The organism is Nonomuraea sp. NPDC049486, assembly GCF_040676925.1.
Classification (GTDB): Bacteria; Actinomycetota; Actinomycetes; order Streptosporangiales; family Streptosporangiaceae; genus Nonomuraea; species Nonomuraea ferruginea.
The window spans coordinates 246,709-261,417 of sequence record NZ_JBFAPV010000012.1 but is presented as its reverse complement, the minus strand read 5'-3'; the positions used below and the strand labels follow the sequence as shown (position 1 = coordinate 261,417).

The window sequence follows — 14,709 nt, the reverse complement described above, 5'->3', positions numbered from 1 at the left end:
CGATATCAGATATCTACAACAGACACATCCCGCAAAGAAGACGCGGAGCACCGGCTTCTGGCTGGCAGGACCGACCCACTTTCAAGCGTGCGCCGAGGCCCGACTCAATCAGCCTTGACTTATATAAGCGCCAGATGAGACTGTGGCCCCGTCGTACGCAACCGGACAGGAGGCCGAGGTGGCCGAGACGACGGCGGCCGAGGTGATGGCCGAGCTGGCCGAGCTGGAGGACCCGAAGACCCGCGCGGTCAACGAGAAGCACGGTGACGATCACGGGGTGAACCTCGGCAAGCTGCGCGCGCTCGCGAAGCGGCTGAAGACGCAGCAGGAGCTCGCGGTCCGGCTCTGGGAGACGGGTGACACCGCGGCGAGGCTGGTGGCGATCCTGATCTGCCGCCCGAAGGCGTTCGAGCGTGACGAGCTGGACGCCATGCTGCGCGAGGCGCGCACGCCCAAGGTCCACGACTGGCTCGTGAACTACGTGGTCAAGAAGAACCCGCACGCCGAGGAACTGCGCCTGATCTGGTCCGCCGACCCGGACCCCGTGGTCGCGAGCGCCGGCTGGGCGCTGACCACCGAACGGGTGACGAAGAAGCCCGAGATCCTCGACCTCGCGGGGCTGCTCGACGTCATCGAGGCGGAGATGAAGGACGCCCCGGATCGCCTGCAGTGGGCGATGAACCACTGCCTGGCCCAGATCGGCATCGATCACGCCGAGCACCGCGCCCGGGCCATCGACATCGGCGAGCGGCTGCAGGTGCTCAAGGACTACCCGACTCCCCCGGGCTGCACGTCCCCCTTCGCGCCCATCTGGATCGACGAGATCGTGCGCCGCCAGAGGGGATGAGCGGCGTTGCAGATGCTCCGTTGAACGGAATAATGTCGGCCTCATGCCAAGAGGAACCTCCGAAGTCAGCGAGCCGATGTTCTTCGTGCTCGCCGCTCTGCGCGCGGGGCCGCTGCACGGGCACGCGATCAGCAAGTCCATCAAGGAGCTGTCCGGAGGCCGGGTCCAGCCGTCGGTCGGCACGCTGTACGGCATCCTCGAACGCCTCAACGATCGTGGCGTGATCACGGTGGACCGCGAAGAGCTGATCAACGGCCGCAACCGCCGCTATTTCCGCATCACCGACGAAGGCCGGGCTCTGGTGGAGGCCGAAGCGAGGCGGATGCAGGCGGCCGCCTCGCTCGTCCTGCGCCCGGCCGGTCCATGACGATCGTCAAGCCTGCCTCCGCCGTCGAACCACCCGCCCCGTCCGTCCTGGAACGGCGCTACCGCAAGCTGCTGCTCGCCTACCCGAGGCACTACCGCACCGCTTACGGCGACGAACTGCTCGACGTCCTGCTCGCCGACGCGGCGGGACGGACCGTCCCGCCGCCGAAGGAGGTGTGGGGCCTGCTTCTGGGCGGCGTGCGCAGCCGCATCCTGCATCAGGCGACGGGCAACGCCTGGGCGGACGGCCTCCACCTGGCCGTCACCGCCGTGACGGCGGCGAACCTGGCCGCGCTTCTGCCCTACGCCGGCACGCTGCCGTTGTGGACGCTGTTGTCGGCGCTCGCGCTGCTGGCCGTCCAGCGCGGACGGCTGCGTACGGCGTTCGCGCTCACGCTGGTCACCGGGGTGAAGGCGGCGGCGATCGCGGCCGGGCGGCCTGCGTTCGACCTGACCGTGCTCCCGGTCTATCCGAACCCGCTCGGCGACCGGCCGCTGTTCGGTGACAGCAGTCCGCTCGTCGCGGCGGCCGGTTACGCGGTCGCGCTGGCCGGACTGCTCGTGCTCATCTCCCGGAGCCGGCCGCCGCGGGTCAGGTCATGGTGGTGGTGGGCGGCGATCGTGCCCGCCGCCTGGGCCGGTCCGGCCTGGATGGCGGAGGAGGCGGGTCACCCCCTGAGTCTGAGCAGGATGGCCGCGGAGGTGACGGCGTTCGGCCTGGCGGCGCTGTGCGGATATCTGGCACGCGACCACCGGTGGGCGTTCGCCGCGAGCGTCTACCTGCTCGCGACCTCGGGCGGGATGATCCTGCACGCGCCGGAGCTGACGAAACAGCACCTTGCCTACGAGGGCGTGCTGATCCTGCTGACCCTGGCCGCGGCGTTCGCGCCCTTCAGGCATCGGCGCCACTGCCTCGATTGACCATACTTCGTTGAACGTAGTATGGTCCCGCGCATGCCAAACAGATTCCTCCTGGGTCTGGCCGCGCTCTGTCTCGCCGGGACGGCGGCGTGCGCCTCCGCGGCCGAGACCCGATCCGCGCCCCAGCCGGCCGAGGACAGCAAGGCCGACCAGGCTCAGCTCACGCAGTCGGCCATCGCCGACTGCATGAAGCGGGAAGGCTTCAAGTACGTCGCCTGGACCCCCGATCCGAAGACCGGCGACGAGCAGGACAAAGCCGCCTCGGGCGACTACGAGGCGATGCGGGCGATCGCCCGCAAGCGCGGGTTCGGTATCTTCACCACCATCGCCGACCCGAGCCTCAAGGAAGTCGTCTGGAGCGAGTCGGACAGCCCCAACTTCACCATCAAGAACGAGCTCTCCCCCGCTCAGCTGGCGGCCTACGACAAGGCGCTCGAATCCTGCCGGGCCCAGGCGGTCAAGAAGGTCACCGGCCGGGTCGTCCGTTCCGCGGAGGACCTGGCCGAGCAGCGCAACCAGATGATCGACCAGACGCTCGACCGCGAGCTCAACGGCGACCCCGAGCTGATCGAGCTGGCCGCGGCCATGGGCGACTGCCTCAAGGGCAAGGGCTACCGCATCGACTCCGTCAGGCCGGCGGACATCGGCAGGCAGGTCCCGAACACGTTCGAGGAGCAGCTGAAGCGGATCGCCCTGAACGACGACATCCCCGAGGAAGGCATCAGCGAAGGGCGCTACATCGTTCCGCGCCTCGCCCCCGCCACGGCCCGGCAGTGGGCCGACAAGGAGATCAAGGCGGCCCTGGACGACGTGGAGTGCGGCAAGGACTTCTACGCCGCGTACGAGCCGAGGAACCGGGAGATCAGCGACAGGGTGACGCGGATGTTCGGGGGCGTGACACCGTGACGACGTCCATCGGCGGGCCGCGGGTCCGATGAAGTCCCCGCGCAAGCTTCTCGTCGCCGTTCTCGCCGGCGTCGTGGTCATCGCCGGCGTCGGCTGGGCCCTGGGTGCCAGGCTGCGCTCACCCGCGGACGAGGCCGCCCGCCGCGCCGCGCCGCGGCCGTCGCTCGTCACCGTCGCCGTCGAACGCCGCCGGCTGGTCAGCGCCGTGGTGGTCAGCGGCACGGTGGAGTACGGCTCACCGCTGCCCGTGAGCCTCGCCGGGGCCGTCGGCGGCGGGGAAGAGCTGCAGCGAGCCACCCGGGCACCGCGCAAGGGCAGGCTCGTGGAGGGCGCGGTGCTCATGGAGGTCAACGGCCGCCCGGTGTTCGCCCTGCGCGGCGCCGTGCCGATGCACCGCACGATCACACCCGGCGCCGAGGGCGCCGACGTCGGGCAACTGCAGCGCGCACTGCGCAGGCTCGGGTACGGCGGCCCGCGCACCGGCGTCTTCGACCAGGCCACGATCGCCGCCGTCGCCAGGATGTACGCGGCCAAGGGGTACGAGGCCCAGAAACCGGCACTCGCCGACCGGCAGACCTACGACACCTTGCGCCAGGCCGTGCGGACGGCGCGGGAGACGCTCGCGACGGAGCGGCAGGCGCTCGACCGGGGACGTGACGTGTCCCCGCTGAAGCTCAGGGCGGCCAACGCCGAGGCCGACCTGGCGGCGGCGAAGAAGGCTCTGGAGCAGGCCGAGTCGCGGCGGCTCACGTCCGAGGACGAGACCAGGCTGGCGGCGGCCGACGAGGCGGCGCGCACGGCGCGGGAGAAGCTGGCGGAGGCGCGGCGGGCCCTCGCCGCGGCCGGTGACCAGCCCACCGCCGCCCCGTCGGACGGCCCCCGGGCCACGGCCCCGCCCGTCGACAGGGAGCTGCTGGAGATGCGGGTGGCGAACGCCGAGGCGGAGCTCGCCGCCGCGGGAGAGGCCAGGAGCAGGATCCTGGCGGAGGCCGCGCAGGGCCGCGAGACCCGGCTGACCGAGCTGCGCAAGGCCGTGCGCGACGCGCGGGAGGCGCTGGCCACGGCCCAGCAGGCGCTGCGCCAGGCCAGGCAGCTCGCGCCGGCGCGGCTCAAGGTCGCCAACGCCAGGAAGAACGTGGCGGCGGCCGAGGCGATGCTCGCCGAGTTCGCGCGCACGTACGGAACGTCCGTACCGCCAGGGGAGGTGGTGTTCCTGCCGAAGCTGCCGGCCCGCGTGCACAAGAGCGAGGTGAAGCCCGGGCAGCGCGTCGAAGCCGAGGTGGCGACCGTGACCAGCTCCGTCTTCATGGTGACGGGCACGGTCGAGGCGGCGGAGTCGGGCCTGCTGCGGGCGGGCATGCGGGCCGAGATCGAGCCCGGCACCGGCAGGAAGCTCCCGGCGACGCTCACCGCCGTCGGCGAGCGGGCCGCGATGGGAAGCGAGAGCGCGGGACCGGCCGCCGACGGGGGCCGGCCTGTCCTGCTCACCCCCGCCTCGATGAAGGGACTGAAGGCCGGGACCGCGGTGACGACGCGGATCACGGTCGGGGCGACCGAGGAGCCGGTGCTGGTGGTGCCGATCGCCGCGGTCATCACCGGCGCGGACGGCAGGACACGCGTCCGCGTCGAGTACGCCCCCGACAGGACCAGGGACGTCGAGGTGCGGACGGGCCTGGCCGCCGACGGGAACGTCGAGGTGACGGGCGAGCTCAAGGAAGGCGACCGGGTGGTGGTGAGCGATGTCTGAGCCGGTCATCGAGCTGCGCGCGATCACGAAGGAGTTTCCTTCCCGGCCTCCGGTACGCGCCCTCGACGACGTGTCGTTCCGGGTGGACCGGGGCGACTACGTGGCGATCGTCGGCCCGTCGGGCTCCGGCAAGTCGACGCTGCTCAACGTGCTGGGCCTGCTCGACCGCCCGACCACGGGCAGCTACCGCCTCGACGGAACCGAGACCACGACGCTGAAGGACGGCGCCCGTACCAGGCTGCGCGGCGACCGCATCGGCTTCGTCTTCCAGTCCTTCCACCTGCTCCCCCACCGCAGCCTGGCCGAGAACGTCATGCTCGCCGAGGTCTACGGCGGGCGGCCGCGGAAGGGACGGCGGGAGCGGGCGCTGGCGGCGCTCGAACGCGTCGGCCTCGGCCACCGTACGGGCTTCCCACCGGGCCGGTTGTCGGGCGGCGAGCGCCAGCGCGCGGCCATCGCCCGGGCCCTCATGGGAGAGCCGGCCCTGCTGCTGTGCGACGAGCCCACCGGCAACCTCGACAGCCGCAACACCGAGGCCGTGCTCAGCCTGTTCGCCGGGCTGCGGACGCAAGGGCTGACGATCGTGATCATCACGCACGAGCGAGAAGTCAGCGAGCGCGCCGAGCGCCGGGTCCGGATCACCGACGGCATGCTGACGGAGGCCTGATGGATTTCCGGGACCTGGCCGGCGAGGCGGCCGCCGGGCTGCTCTCCAGACCCGTCCGGGCGGCGCTCACCACGCTCGGCACCGTGCTCGGCATCACCACGCTCGTGGTCACGCTGGGCGTGGCCGCCACCGCGGGCAACCAGATCGTCGGCCGCTTCGACGAACTCGTGGCCACCGCCATCACCGTCGAGGTGCCGGAGTCGCCGCACGCTCCGCTGGTGGGATGGGCCGCGGTCGACCGGCTGACCCGGCTGCGCGGGGTCGAGTCGGCGGCCGCCGTGGCCGAGTCGAAGGAGGGCGCCAACCTGTCGGTGCGGTCCACCGACATCGTGGACCCGACCCGGGTCACCACGCAGTCCCTCACCGTGCTCGCCGCGACGACCGGGCTGCCGGAGGCGGCGCGCGGCCGGATGGTGCGGGGCCGGTTCTACGACAGCGGGCACGTCAGGCGGGGCGACCGGGTGGCGGTGCTCGGCGACCAGGCGGCCAGGATGCTCGGCGTCACCGCGCTCGACCGGGCGCCGGCCGTCTTCATCGGAAAGCACGCGTACACCGTCATCGGGGTGCTCGGCGACCTGCGCCGCGAACGGAACCTGAGCACCGCCGTGATCGTCCCGCACACCGCGGGCCGGCGGTTCGGTCTCCGGGACGTGAACAGGGTGCTGGTCAACACCAGCCTGGGCGCCACCGGGCTGATCACCCGACAGGCGCCGGCCGCGCTCAGCCCGGGGAACGAGGACATGCTGCAGGTCGTCGCCCCGCCCAGCCCGACCAGGGCCCGCGACCAGGCCCAGGACGACGTCAACGCGCTGTTCATGATCCTCGGCCTGGTCTCGCTCGTCGTCGGCGCGGTCGGCATCGCCAACGTCTCCCTCGTCACCGTCATGGAGCGGGTCACCGAGATCGGCCTGCGCCGCGCACTCGGCGCGGCCAGGCGGCACATCGCCGCCCAGTTCCTGCTCGAGTCGACGCTGATCGGGCTGACCGGCGGTGTGATCGGCGCGAGCCTGGGCGTGGTGACGATCGTCGCGGTGTCCGCGGCCAAACAGTGGACACCGCTGCTCGACGTACGCCTGGCCGTCGCCGCGCCCGTCGTGGGAGCCGTGGTGGGGTTGCTGGCCGGGCTCCATCCGGCGCTGCGTGCCGCCAGGATGGAGCCGGTGGACGCGCTCCGCTGACCGAGCGCGGGGCCGCCCCTGTCAATCACGCGTCGCCGAGACCTTCTCCCGCACCCGCTCGGCCTCGGCACGGCGATGCTGTGACTCGTACAGGGCCAGCGCGTCCCGCCAGGCGTCCCTCGCCGCCGTGTCGTCTCCGAGCGCGTGGTGCGCGTCGCCCAGGCCGACCAGCGTGTCGGCGCTCTGGAAGGCGTTCCCGGTGATCTTGCGCAGGTCGAGACACTGCCCGTAGTACTCCAGCGCGCGCTCGTACTCGCCCTGGCGGAAGGCGAGCATGCCGAGGCTGTCGAGCGTGGCGGCCTCGCCACCGCGGTCGTGGTGGCGGCGGAAGAGCGTGAGTGCCCGCTCGCAGGCGTCGCGCGCCGCCTCGTGCTCGCCGAGCTGCAGGCGGATCCAGCCCACGGCGCTGAGGGCGTTGGCCTCCCAGATGGGGTCGCCCGCCTCGCGCTGGAGCCGCAGCGCGGCCCGCGCGTGGCGGAGCCCGCGCCGCGGCTGCCCGCGCACGCTCCACATCCAGCCCACCGTGTGGTGCACCTGGGCCAGCCTGGACCAGTCCCTGGCCCGCTCGAACAGCTCCAGCGCCCGGTCGAGGTGGTCGATCGCCTCGTCGATCCGGTCGGCCGCCGCGTGGGCGTATCCCGTGTGCCAGTGGACGACGGCGGTGGTGTGCGGGTCGTCCAGCCGGTCCGCGGCCGCCAGCGCGATCTCCCAGGAGGCGAGCCGCTCCCTGTTGAAGGAGCGGCGCAGCAGGAAGGTGTTCATGCCCCAGGCGAGCTGCCAGCCCGCCGCGTCCATGCCCAGCCCGGGGGTCAGGTGGTGCGCGACCAGCAGGCACGGCAGTTCGGTCTCGAACCAGGCCAGCGCGGCCGTGGCGTCCTCGAAGGCCGGGTCGTCCCCCTGCCAGGGAGGGGCCGCGATGGCGGGGCGGTGGGGGTAGAGCACCCGGTCCGCTGCGCAGGCCATCGCCGTGTAGGCCTCGATCAGGCGTACCAGAGCCTGTCGCCGCGTGCCGGCGGGCAGGTCGGCCTCGGCCTGTTCGGCGGCGTACAGCCGGACGAGGTCATGCATCCAGTAGCGGCCGGGGGAGACCTGCCGGACCAGGTTCGCGGTCTCGAGGGTGGAGATCAGGGCGCGGGTCTCGGCGGGCGGGAGCCCGGCGAGCGCGGCCGTCGCGGGCAGGCCGATCTCGGGGCCCGGGGCCGTCCCCAGCAAGAGGAAGAGCCGCGCGGCCCGCGCGTCCAGCGCCGCGTACGAGGAGGCGAACACGGCACGCAGACCGGCGCCCAGATCGCCGGTCTGCAGCGCGTCGAGCCTGGTGGCCGGATCGCGGAGCTCCCGGGCGAGAACGGCCAGGGGGAAGCCCGGATGCGCGCTCACGCGGGCGGCCAGCACGCCCAGCGCCAGGGGCAGGCCGCCGCTGTGCTCCAGCAGCACGCCGACGGAGGCGGGGTCCGCGGCCATGGTCTCCGGGCCGAGCTGGTGGGAGAGCATGTGGTGGGCCTCCTCGTCGGAGAAGGCGCCGACCTCCAGCAGCCGGGCGGAGTGCGTGGCGTGCAGGCTCACGAGCCGGTTGCGGCTGGTGACCAGCACGGTGCAGCCCGGCCTTCCCGGGATGAGCGGCGTCACCTGGGCGCTGTCCCTGGCGTTGTCCAGCACGACGAGCAGCCGGCGCTCCGCCAGGACGGAACGGTAGAGCGCGGCCTGCGCCTCCTCTTCCACGGGGATGACCGTGGGGGGCACGCCCAGCGCTCCCAGGAAGTGCCGCAGCACGGTGCCCGGCGGCACCGGCTCCTCGGCGTCGTCGAAACCCCGGAGGTTCGCGTACAGCTGTCCGTCGGGATAGCGGTCGCGGTGGGTGTGCGCCCAGTGGAGCGCCAGCCAGGTCTTGCCGATGCCGCCGGGCCCGCTGATCACGGCGACGCCGACGCTGTCCGCGCCGAAGGCCGGCTGCCGGTCGAGCTCCCGCAGTTCGCGGCTCCTGTTGGTGAAGGACGCGGGTGCGGCGGGAAGCTGGCTGGGCACGGGCAGCACGGGCGGCTCGTCCCGCCGCGGCGGGCGGTCCGTGCCCGGTCGCTCGCGCGGGCCCGCGTCGGACCGCAGGATCAGCCGCTGCAGCCGCTGGAGCTCGTTCGTGGGCTCCAGGCCCAGCTCGCCGACCGACCGGTCCCGGAACTGCCGGTACACCTCCAGTGCCTCGCCGCGCCGTCCGCTCTCGTACAGCGCCCGCATGAGCTGCCCGTGGAGGCGTTCCCTGAGCGGGGCCTCGGCCGCCAGCGCGCGGGCCTCCGTGACGACGTCGGTGTTCCTGCCCAGGGCCAGCAGCACGGACTGCCGCTCCTCCAGCGCGTCGAGTCTCAGCCCGTCCAGCCACTCGGCCTGCGCCTCGGCGAACGAGCCGGTGACCCCGGCGAGCGGGGCGCCCCGCCACCAGCCCAGCGCCCGGTCGAAGTGGCCGAGCGCCTCCTCGGACCGGCCCTCGGCCACCGCTTCGCGGGCGAGCGCCACCCGGGAGTTGAAGCAGGCGAGGTCGAGCCCTCCAGGGGACGGCCGCAGGACGTAGCCCGGCCGCTGGGTGGCGATGACGTCGGCTCCCAGGGCGGCGCAGGCACGGCGCACCTCGGAGACGAGCATCCTGACCCGGGAGGCCGAGCCGCTGGGCAACGGCTCGCCCCAGACCGCCTCCGCCAGCCGCTGCGTCGAGACCACGCGATCGGCGTGCAGCAGCAGGGCCGTGAGGAGGGCTCCCTGCTTGCCGGAGAAGGTGACCCGTTCGGCCCCCGCCTCCAGTTGGACGGGCCCGAGGAGGCGGAACAGCGTCGCCGGCGCGGAAGCGTCCCCACCTGCCATCAGCGGCTCCCTGCCCCCTCCCCACCTCCTGACTCCGCACGAGTGTAGGGCCGACAGGCGGAAAGATCACGACATCGCCCCAGATCAGGGCATCCCTCCGGCTGCGCGGGGACCGGTCCCTGCCTCTGACTCGTGCGGAAAACAGGCGGAAAACAGGCACGTCATCCATAGGCTCGGACCGAAATTCCGTGGATAGGGCCGTCGGAATCGGCGTTCACCGTCGTCTTTCCGCAAGGCTCCATACCTCGAAAGGATTCGCGCATGAAGGTTGCCATGAGGCGTATCTCTCTAGGCCTGTCGACCGCCATCGCCGCCGCCGCGATGACCGTCGTCCTCGCTCCGGCCCCGGCCTCCGCCCAGGTCGTCGTCAGGTGGTATCCGTACACCACCGCGGGCGCGAAGCAGTGCAACTCCGACGCCAACTCCGCGGGTCCCGAGTACTACTGCACCACGATCAAGGTCGGCTCCACGAAGATGTACGCCCTCGCCCGGCCGTAGGGATGTCCTGAAGATTCCGGTGTTCTTCTCGGCACCGGGACTCCGGTCATAGGTGTCCTGCCGGGAGCGTTTCCACGTTCCCGGCCGGATGTCAGCTTGCCGCGAGGGCCGCCGTGGGAGCCAGCCGGGAGGCCCTGATCGCCGGGTAGATCCCGGCCACCGCACCGACGGCCAGCGTGGCGGCGAAGGCGCCCCCCAGCACCCAGGGCGGCACCGTGGGCGGCCAGCCCCGCGACAGCGCGTACCCCGTGGTCACCAGGCCGCCGAGCGCGAGTCCTGCCACCCCGCCGAGCACCGACAGCAGCAGCGACTCCGTCAGGAAGTGGATCCTGATCTGCCCCCGCGTGGCGCCGAGCGCCCGGCGCAGCCCGATCTCCTTGCGTCGCTCCAGCACCGAGATCACCATCGTGTTGGCCACGCCCACCCCGCCGACGAGCAGCGCGACCGCGCCGAGCCCCAGCAGCAGGTTGGTGAAGGTGCCCGCGGCGGCAGCGCGGGCGGCCAGCGCGTCCGACGGGCGTGAGACCGCGACCTCGTGCGGCCGCTCGGGGCTGACCGTCCGGGCGAGCATGCCCCTGACCCGCGCCACCGATTCCTCGGTCGACCGCTCTTAGACGGTCGTGGGATGGCCGTCGAAGCCGAGCCGCTCCCGCGCGACCGGGAATCCGATCAGCGCGGCCCGGTCGATCTCCGGCGCCAGCGGCAGCGAGGTGAGCACGCCCGTCACGGTGAACCACCGCTCGCCCACCCACACCTGGACTCCGGTACGGGTGACGCCGAGCCTCCGGGCGGCGACCGCGCCGAGGACGACCGCGGGCTGGCGGGCGATCGCCTCGTCGAGCCACCGTCCGGTGCCCACGCGCCCGTCGAGCGTGTCCAGCAGGTCCAGGGAGGTGGCCTGGACGGTCAGTCCGCCCGTGTCCTCCTTGGGAACGCGGTCGGTCCTGCGGATGGTCGCGGCCACGGTGCCGGTGGCGCTGGCGTCGGTGACTCCCGCGATCCTGCGGACCATGAGCGCGGCGTCCGTGCCCGCGTACGACCTGGAAGCGATCTTCGAGCCGTTCCGCCGTCTGCGGACCGACCGGGTGCGCTCCGACCGCGGCACCGGGCTGGGGCTGTCCATCGTGCGCGCCACGGCCCAGGCCCACCAGGGCACCGTCGTGGCCGAACCGCGCGAGGAAGGCGGGCTGACGATGACCGTGCGCCTGCCCTCGTCGCGACCTTGCGTCGTGGCGTGATCCTGCATATCGTCCCGATATATCAAGTCGATACATCGGGGTGACCCGGTGAGGCGGGAGCTGCGATGAGGCGGATCGACTACGACACCGAGCAGCACCAGGACTACGCGCGCGGCCGGGCGCTCAACGAGGAGCAACTGCGGACATGGATCAGCGCCTTCGAGGCGGCGCTGCCCGAGGCGCGCCCGCTCGCCGGGCTGGACGTCGGCTCCGGGACCGGCAGGTTCACCCCCGCACTGGCGCGCGCGTTCGGCCCTGTCACCGGCGTCGAGCCGTCGGTCCGCATGCGCGAGACAGCGCAGGCCCAGTCCCGCCATCCCGAGGTGCGCTATCTGGCAGGCTCCGCCGAGGACATGCCGGTGCCGTCCGCCTGCGCCGACTACGCGCTCATGTTCCTGTCCTGGCACCACGTCCAGGACAAACCACGCGCGGCCCGCGAGCTGGCCAGGGTGCTCCGGCCCGGCGGGCGCCTCCTGCTGCGCGCCAACTTCAGCGACCACCACCCCAGGCCGTGGTGGCTGGAACACTTCCCCCGCGGCTACGAGGTGGACGCCGCCCTGTTCCAGCCCTTGCACGAGGTCATCGCGATGTTCACGTCGGACGGCTGGCGTGTCACCGACTTCCGCACGGTCACCGAACCGTCCTACGGCACCCTCGGCGACATGCTCGAACGACTGCGCCTGCGTACCCTTTCGTTCTTCGCCCAGCTCAGCCCCGACGACCTGGAGACCGGCTTCCGCCGCCTCGAACAGGCGGTCGCCGCGGACCCCGACGCCCCGGCACCCGTCTTCTCCGAGCCACTCCTCACCCTCGAACGCAACTGAGCGAACAGCCGAAACTCACAGTAAACAAGCAGTAGCTGTGAGTAATATCCAGGCATGCTGACGCAGGAGCACGAGTTCCTCATCGAACTCGTCCGCCATCGACCCTCCCTGGTCGCGACCCTGCTGGCCGAAGTCGGCCTCAAGGTGCCCGCGTTCAAGGAGGCCCGGCTGGAAAGCGCCGACCTGAACGACTGCCGGCCTACCGAATACCGCGCGGACTCGGTCGTCGCCATGGTCGACGACAAGCGAGTCTTCGCCGTCGTACTGGAGGTGCAACGCAGATACGACAGACGAAAACACTGGTCGTGGCCGGTATATCTGGCCACGCTGCGGGCGCGCCTCAAGTGTCCCTGCGTCCTTCTCGTCTTCTGCCCCGACGCGGCGGAAGCCAGAAGGTGCGCCACTCATATCGACATGGGGCATCCCGGCTGGATCCTCTGCCCGGTGGTGGTGGGCCCGGAACAGGTGCCCATGATCACCGATATCGCCCGCGCCATCGCCGAGCCCGAGCTGACCGCCCTGTCCGCCGTCGTGCATGGCGATGGCGACGAAGGCCTCAAAGTCCTGCAAGTACTGCATGACTCACAGCAGCACCTGTCCCAGGAGCAGCGGAGTTATTCTGATCTGGTACTCGCGCTGCTGCCCGAGTCCGTTGTCACCAAGTTCAGGGAGATCGCAGTGGCCGTCCTGGATGAGATCAAGCACCCGTGGGTACGCGGCTGGATCGCCCACGGCGAGAGCTTGGGAGAAGCCAAGGGAGAGGCCAAAGCGATCCTGATGGTTCTCGAGACACGCGGCCTCGAAGTGTCCGACGAGACGCGGGAACGCATCCTCGGCTGCACCGACCAGGAAACGCTCGAAGCGTGGATCCACAAGGCGGTCACCGTACGAAGCGTCGAAGAACTCTTCGTAGTCAGCGGGGCGTGAGGGTCAGGGTCAAGGCGCCGGGGACGGCGGTGAAGGTGTCGCGTATGCGGGCCGTCAGGGAGGCGCGGGTGGGCTCCGCCGGGTCGGCGGCCCACCCTTCCAGGGCGTGGTGAAAGGCCGCGACCGCCATGTCCAGGGCCAGGCGAAGACGGGGATCGTCGCGTTCCGGCGGCACGTCGAAGCGGCGGGACAGGATGTCGAGGGCGGTGCGGGTGATGAGGTCGCACATGTAACGGCAGTGCGCGTCCAGCGACGGGGTCTTGTCGGCCAGTCGCAGGTTGAGCAGGACGCGGCGGGTCCACCCCTCGGCGGGCATCCGGTCGATGACGGAGAGCAGCGCGTCGCACAGGAACGGCAGGATCGCGGCGCCGGAGGGGTCGCGGGACTCGATGTCGTCGAGGAAGGCGATCCACAGATCGTGCGTGGGCGCGCCGGCCACGTCCTCCTTGCTGGTGAAGGTGCGGAAGAACGTGCGCTTGGAGATCTCCACCGCGTCACACAGCTCGTCGAGCGTCACGCCGTCGAAGCCCCCCTCCGTGAACAGCTCCAGCGCCGTGTCGATCAGGGCCTGCCGAGTCCGCGCCTTCTTGCGCTCGCGCAGCGGCAGGTCACGGAGTTCGTCCTCGGTCATCACCCGGCGGGCGAGTACGTCCGGTCGGGTCGGTGCGGTGCTGTCCACCCCTCCAAGTGTAACGGATGCGCTAACGCCTGCAGGAGGTTTATGCCACTGAGTGGCGTTATAGTGAGCCATGTCGGCGCACTTCGACGAAAGGCACCACCATGCGCGCTTTGATCACCGACCCCGCGGCCCCCGGCGGGCTCCGCCTGGGCGAGACGCCCGACCCCGTCCCCGCACCGGACGAGGCTCTCGTACGCGTGACCGCCACGTCCCTGAACCACGGCGAAGCGTCCCTGGCGCGGCAGGGGGCGCCGGCGGGCGCGGTCCTGGGCTGGGACGCCGCCGGAGTGGTGGTACGGCCCGCCGGCGACGGATCGAGCCCACCGGCGGGCACCCCCGTGATCACCCTCGGCATGGCCGGCGCCTGGGCCGAACAGCGCGCCGTGCACACCGGCATGATGGGCACCGTGCCCGAGGGCGCCGACCCCGGCGCGATCAGCACGATCCCCGTCGCGGGACTCTCGGCCCTGCGCGCCCTGCGCCGCCTCGGCCCGGTCCTCGGCAGGCGGGTGCTGATCACCGGCGCGACAGGAGGCGTCGGCAGGTACGCCGTCCAGCTCGCCCGGCTGGCCGGCGCCCACGTCATCGCCTCCACCGGCGACCCCGCCGCGCACGGCGACACTCTGCGCGCCCTCGGAGCCGACGAAGTGCTCGCCGGCCCGGAGAACGTGGACGAACCGGTGCACGGCGTCCTCGACATGGTGGGCGGTCACCACCTCGTCGCGGCCTACGACCGCCTCGCCCCCGGCGGCGCCCTCGTCGCGGTGGGCCGGGTGACAGGCGAGGGCGAGAGCTTCCCGTACCCGATGCTGTCCGGCGACCGCGGCCACGACCGCTCCATCGTGTCCTTCTACCTGCCCGGCGAGTCCGACCTGGGCCCCGACCTCACCTGGCTGGCCGCCAAGGTCGCCGCGGGTGTCCTCACCCCACAGATCGCCTGGCGCGGCCCCTGGGACAAGGCCGCCGAGGCGATCGACGCCCTCCTGGGCCGCCGCCTGCACGGCAAGGCCGTCCTCGACATCGCCTGACGACCTCACCCCGGACGAATCGCGCACGCGACGAAT

16 protein-coding genes are annotated in these 14,709 nt (G+C 72.0%); 12 read left to right on the top strand and 4 right to left on the bottom strand.

The features are described from left to right. Positions 1-178: 178 nt before the first annotated feature. Genes AB0K05_RS31905 through AB0K05_RS31875 form a run of 7 tightly spaced genes read left to right on the top strand, consistent with a single transcriptional unit; the run spans position 179 to position 6,632 of the window. A complete protein-coding gene (locus tag AB0K05_RS31905; protein ID WP_364234047.1) occupies positions 179-847 on the top strand; it encodes a DNA alkylation repair protein in 669 nt (222 codons plus the stop codon). Between the two features lie 43 nt (positions 848-890). Further along, complete coding sequence (locus tag AB0K05_RS31900; protein ID WP_148035860.1) at positions 891-1,214, top strand: PadR family transcriptional regulator; 324 nt, start codon at positions 891-893, stop codon at positions 1,212-1,214. Continuing rightward, entirely contained in the window at positions 1,211-2,134 is a 924-nt protein-coding gene (locus AB0K05_RS31895) for a hypothetical protein (protein WP_364234043.1), read from the top strand. Before AB0K05_RS31900 ends, AB0K05_RS31895 begins: the two co-directional genes overlap by 4 nt. Positions 2,135-2,167: 33 nt before the next feature. Then, complete coding sequence (locus AB0K05_RS31890) at positions 2,168-3,040, top strand: hypothetical protein (protein ID WP_364234041.1); 873 nt, start codon at positions 2,168-2,170, stop codon at positions 3,038-3,040. Between the two features lie 28 nt (positions 3,041-3,068). Continuing rightward, a complete protein-coding gene (locus AB0K05_RS31885) occupies positions 3,069-4,787 on the top strand; it encodes a peptidoglycan-binding protein (protein ID WP_364234038.1) in 1,719 nt (572 codons plus the stop codon). Further along, positions 4,780-5,454, top strand: coding sequence for an ABC transporter ATP-binding protein (locus tag AB0K05_RS31880; protein ID WP_364234035.1), 675 nt, complete (start codon positions 4,780-4,782; stop codon positions 5,452-5,454). The genes AB0K05_RS31885 and AB0K05_RS31880 overlap by 8 nt, the downstream gene beginning before the upstream one ends. After that, on the top strand, positions 5,454-6,632 hold the full coding sequence (locus AB0K05_RS31875; protein WP_364234032.1) for an ABC transporter permease: 1,179 nt from the start codon (positions 5,454-5,456) through the stop codon (positions 6,630-6,632). The genes AB0K05_RS31880 and AB0K05_RS31875 overlap by 1 nt, the downstream gene beginning before the upstream one ends. Positions 6,633-6,653: 21 nt before the next feature. On the opposite strand, the gene AB0K05_RS31870 is transcribed toward AB0K05_RS31875, so the two are convergent. After that, entirely contained in the window at positions 6,654-9,479 is a 2,826-nt protein-coding gene (locus AB0K05_RS31870) for a BTAD domain-containing putative transcriptional regulator (protein ID WP_364234029.1), read from the bottom strand. 273 nt (positions 9,480-9,752) lie between these two features. Here AB0K05_RS31870 and AB0K05_RS31865 point away from each other — a divergent pair, with 273 nt between their 5' ends. Continuing rightward, complete coding sequence (locus AB0K05_RS31865; protein WP_364234027.1) at positions 9,753-9,977, top strand: hypothetical protein; 225 nt, start codon at positions 9,753-9,755, stop codon at positions 9,975-9,977. A 91-nt stretch (positions 9,978-10,068) separates the two neighbouring features. Here the strand turns inward: AB0K05_RS31865 and AB0K05_RS31860 are convergent, their stop codons facing one another. After that, entirely contained in the window at positions 10,069-10,566 is a 498-nt protein-coding gene (locus AB0K05_RS31860) for an ABC transporter permease (RefSeq protein ID WP_364234024.1), read from the bottom strand. A 21-nt stretch (positions 10,567-10,587) separates the two neighbouring features. Continuing rightward, positions 10,588-11,082 carry an ABC transporter permease gene (locus AB0K05_RS31855; RefSeq protein ID WP_364234021.1) on the bottom strand — a complete coding sequence of 165 codons (495 nt, stop codon included), beginning with the start codon at positions 11,080-11,082 and terminating at the stop codon, positions 10,588-10,590. On the opposite strand from AB0K05_RS31855, the gene AB0K05_RS31850 reads away from it, so the two are divergent. The 3 genes from AB0K05_RS31850 (at position 10,988) to AB0K05_RS31840 (ending at position 12,966) form a co-directional block, all read left to right on the top strand. Next, on the top strand, positions 10,988-11,215 hold the full coding sequence (locus tag AB0K05_RS31850) for an ATP-binding protein (protein WP_364234019.1): 228 nt from the start codon (positions 10,988-10,990) through the stop codon (positions 11,213-11,215). The genes AB0K05_RS31855 and AB0K05_RS31850 overlap by 95 nt on opposite strands. 65 nt (positions 11,216-11,280) lie before the next feature. After that, entirely contained in the window at positions 11,281-12,039 is a 759-nt protein-coding gene (locus AB0K05_RS31845) for a class I SAM-dependent methyltransferase (RefSeq protein WP_364234016.1), read from the top strand. Positions 12,040-12,093: 54 nt separating this feature from the next. After that, positions 12,094-12,966, top strand: a complete 873-nt coding sequence (locus AB0K05_RS31840) for a hypothetical protein (protein WP_364234013.1) — start codon at positions 12,094-12,096, stop codon at positions 12,964-12,966. Here AB0K05_RS31840 and AB0K05_RS31835 read toward each other — a convergent pair. After that, positions 12,953-13,645, bottom strand: coding sequence for a TetR family transcriptional regulator (locus AB0K05_RS31835; RefSeq protein ID WP_364234010.1), 693 nt, complete (start codon positions 13,643-13,645; stop codon positions 12,953-12,955). The genes AB0K05_RS31840 and AB0K05_RS31835 overlap by 14 nt on opposite strands. Positions 13,646-13,746: 101 nt before the next feature. On the opposite strand from AB0K05_RS31835, the gene AB0K05_RS31830 reads away from it, so the two are divergent. Continuing rightward, positions 13,747-14,673, top strand: a complete 927-nt coding sequence (locus tag AB0K05_RS31830) for a zinc-binding dehydrogenase (protein WP_364234007.1) — start codon at positions 13,747-13,749, stop codon at positions 14,671-14,673. The last annotated feature ends 36 nt before the right edge of the window (positions 14,674-14,709 follow it).

Coding starts and splice junctions, on each gene's coding strand:
- AB0K05_RS31880 (WP_364234035.1), top strand. CDS start 4,780: ATGTCTGAGCCGGTCATCGAGCTGCGCGCGATCACGAAGGAGTTTCCT.
- AB0K05_RS31865 (WP_364234027.1), top strand. CDS start 9,753: ATGAGGCGTATCTCTCTAGGCCTGTCGACCGCCATCGCCGCCGCCGCG.
- AB0K05_RS31875 (WP_364234032.1), top strand. CDS start 5,454: ATGGATTTCCGGGACCTGGCCGGCGAGGCGGCCGCCGGGCTGCTCTCC.
- AB0K05_RS31900 (WP_148035860.1), top strand. CDS start 891: ATGCCAAGAGGAACCTCCGAAGTCAGCGAGCCGATGTTCTTCGTGCTC.
- AB0K05_RS31870 (WP_364234029.1), bottom strand. CDS start 9,479: ATGGCAGGTGGGGACGCTTCCGCGCCGGCGACGCTGTTCCGCCTCCTC.
- AB0K05_RS31850 (WP_364234019.1), top strand. CDS start 10,988: ATGAGCGCGGCGTCCGTGCCCGCGTACGACCTGGAAGCGATCTTCGAG.
- AB0K05_RS31885 (WP_364234038.1), top strand. CDS start 3,069: ATGAAGTCCCCGCGCAAGCTTCTCGTCGCCGTTCTCGCCGGCGTCGTG.
- AB0K05_RS31830 (WP_364234007.1), top strand. CDS start 13,747: ATGCGCGCTTTGATCACCGACCCCGCGGCCCCCGGCGGGCTCCGCCTG.
- AB0K05_RS31890 (WP_364234041.1), top strand. CDS start 2,168: ATGCCAAACAGATTCCTCCTGGGTCTGGCCGCGCTCTGTCTCGCCGGG.
- AB0K05_RS31895 (WP_364234043.1), top strand. CDS start 1,211: ATGACGATCGTCAAGCCTGCCTCCGCCGTCGAACCACCCGCCCCGTCC.
- AB0K05_RS31840 (WP_364234013.1), top strand. CDS start 12,094: ATGCTGACGCAGGAGCACGAGTTCCTCATCGAACTCGTCCGCCATCGA.
- AB0K05_RS31845 (WP_364234016.1), top strand. CDS start 11,281: ATGAGGCGGATCGACTACGACACCGAGCAGCACCAGGACTACGCGCGC.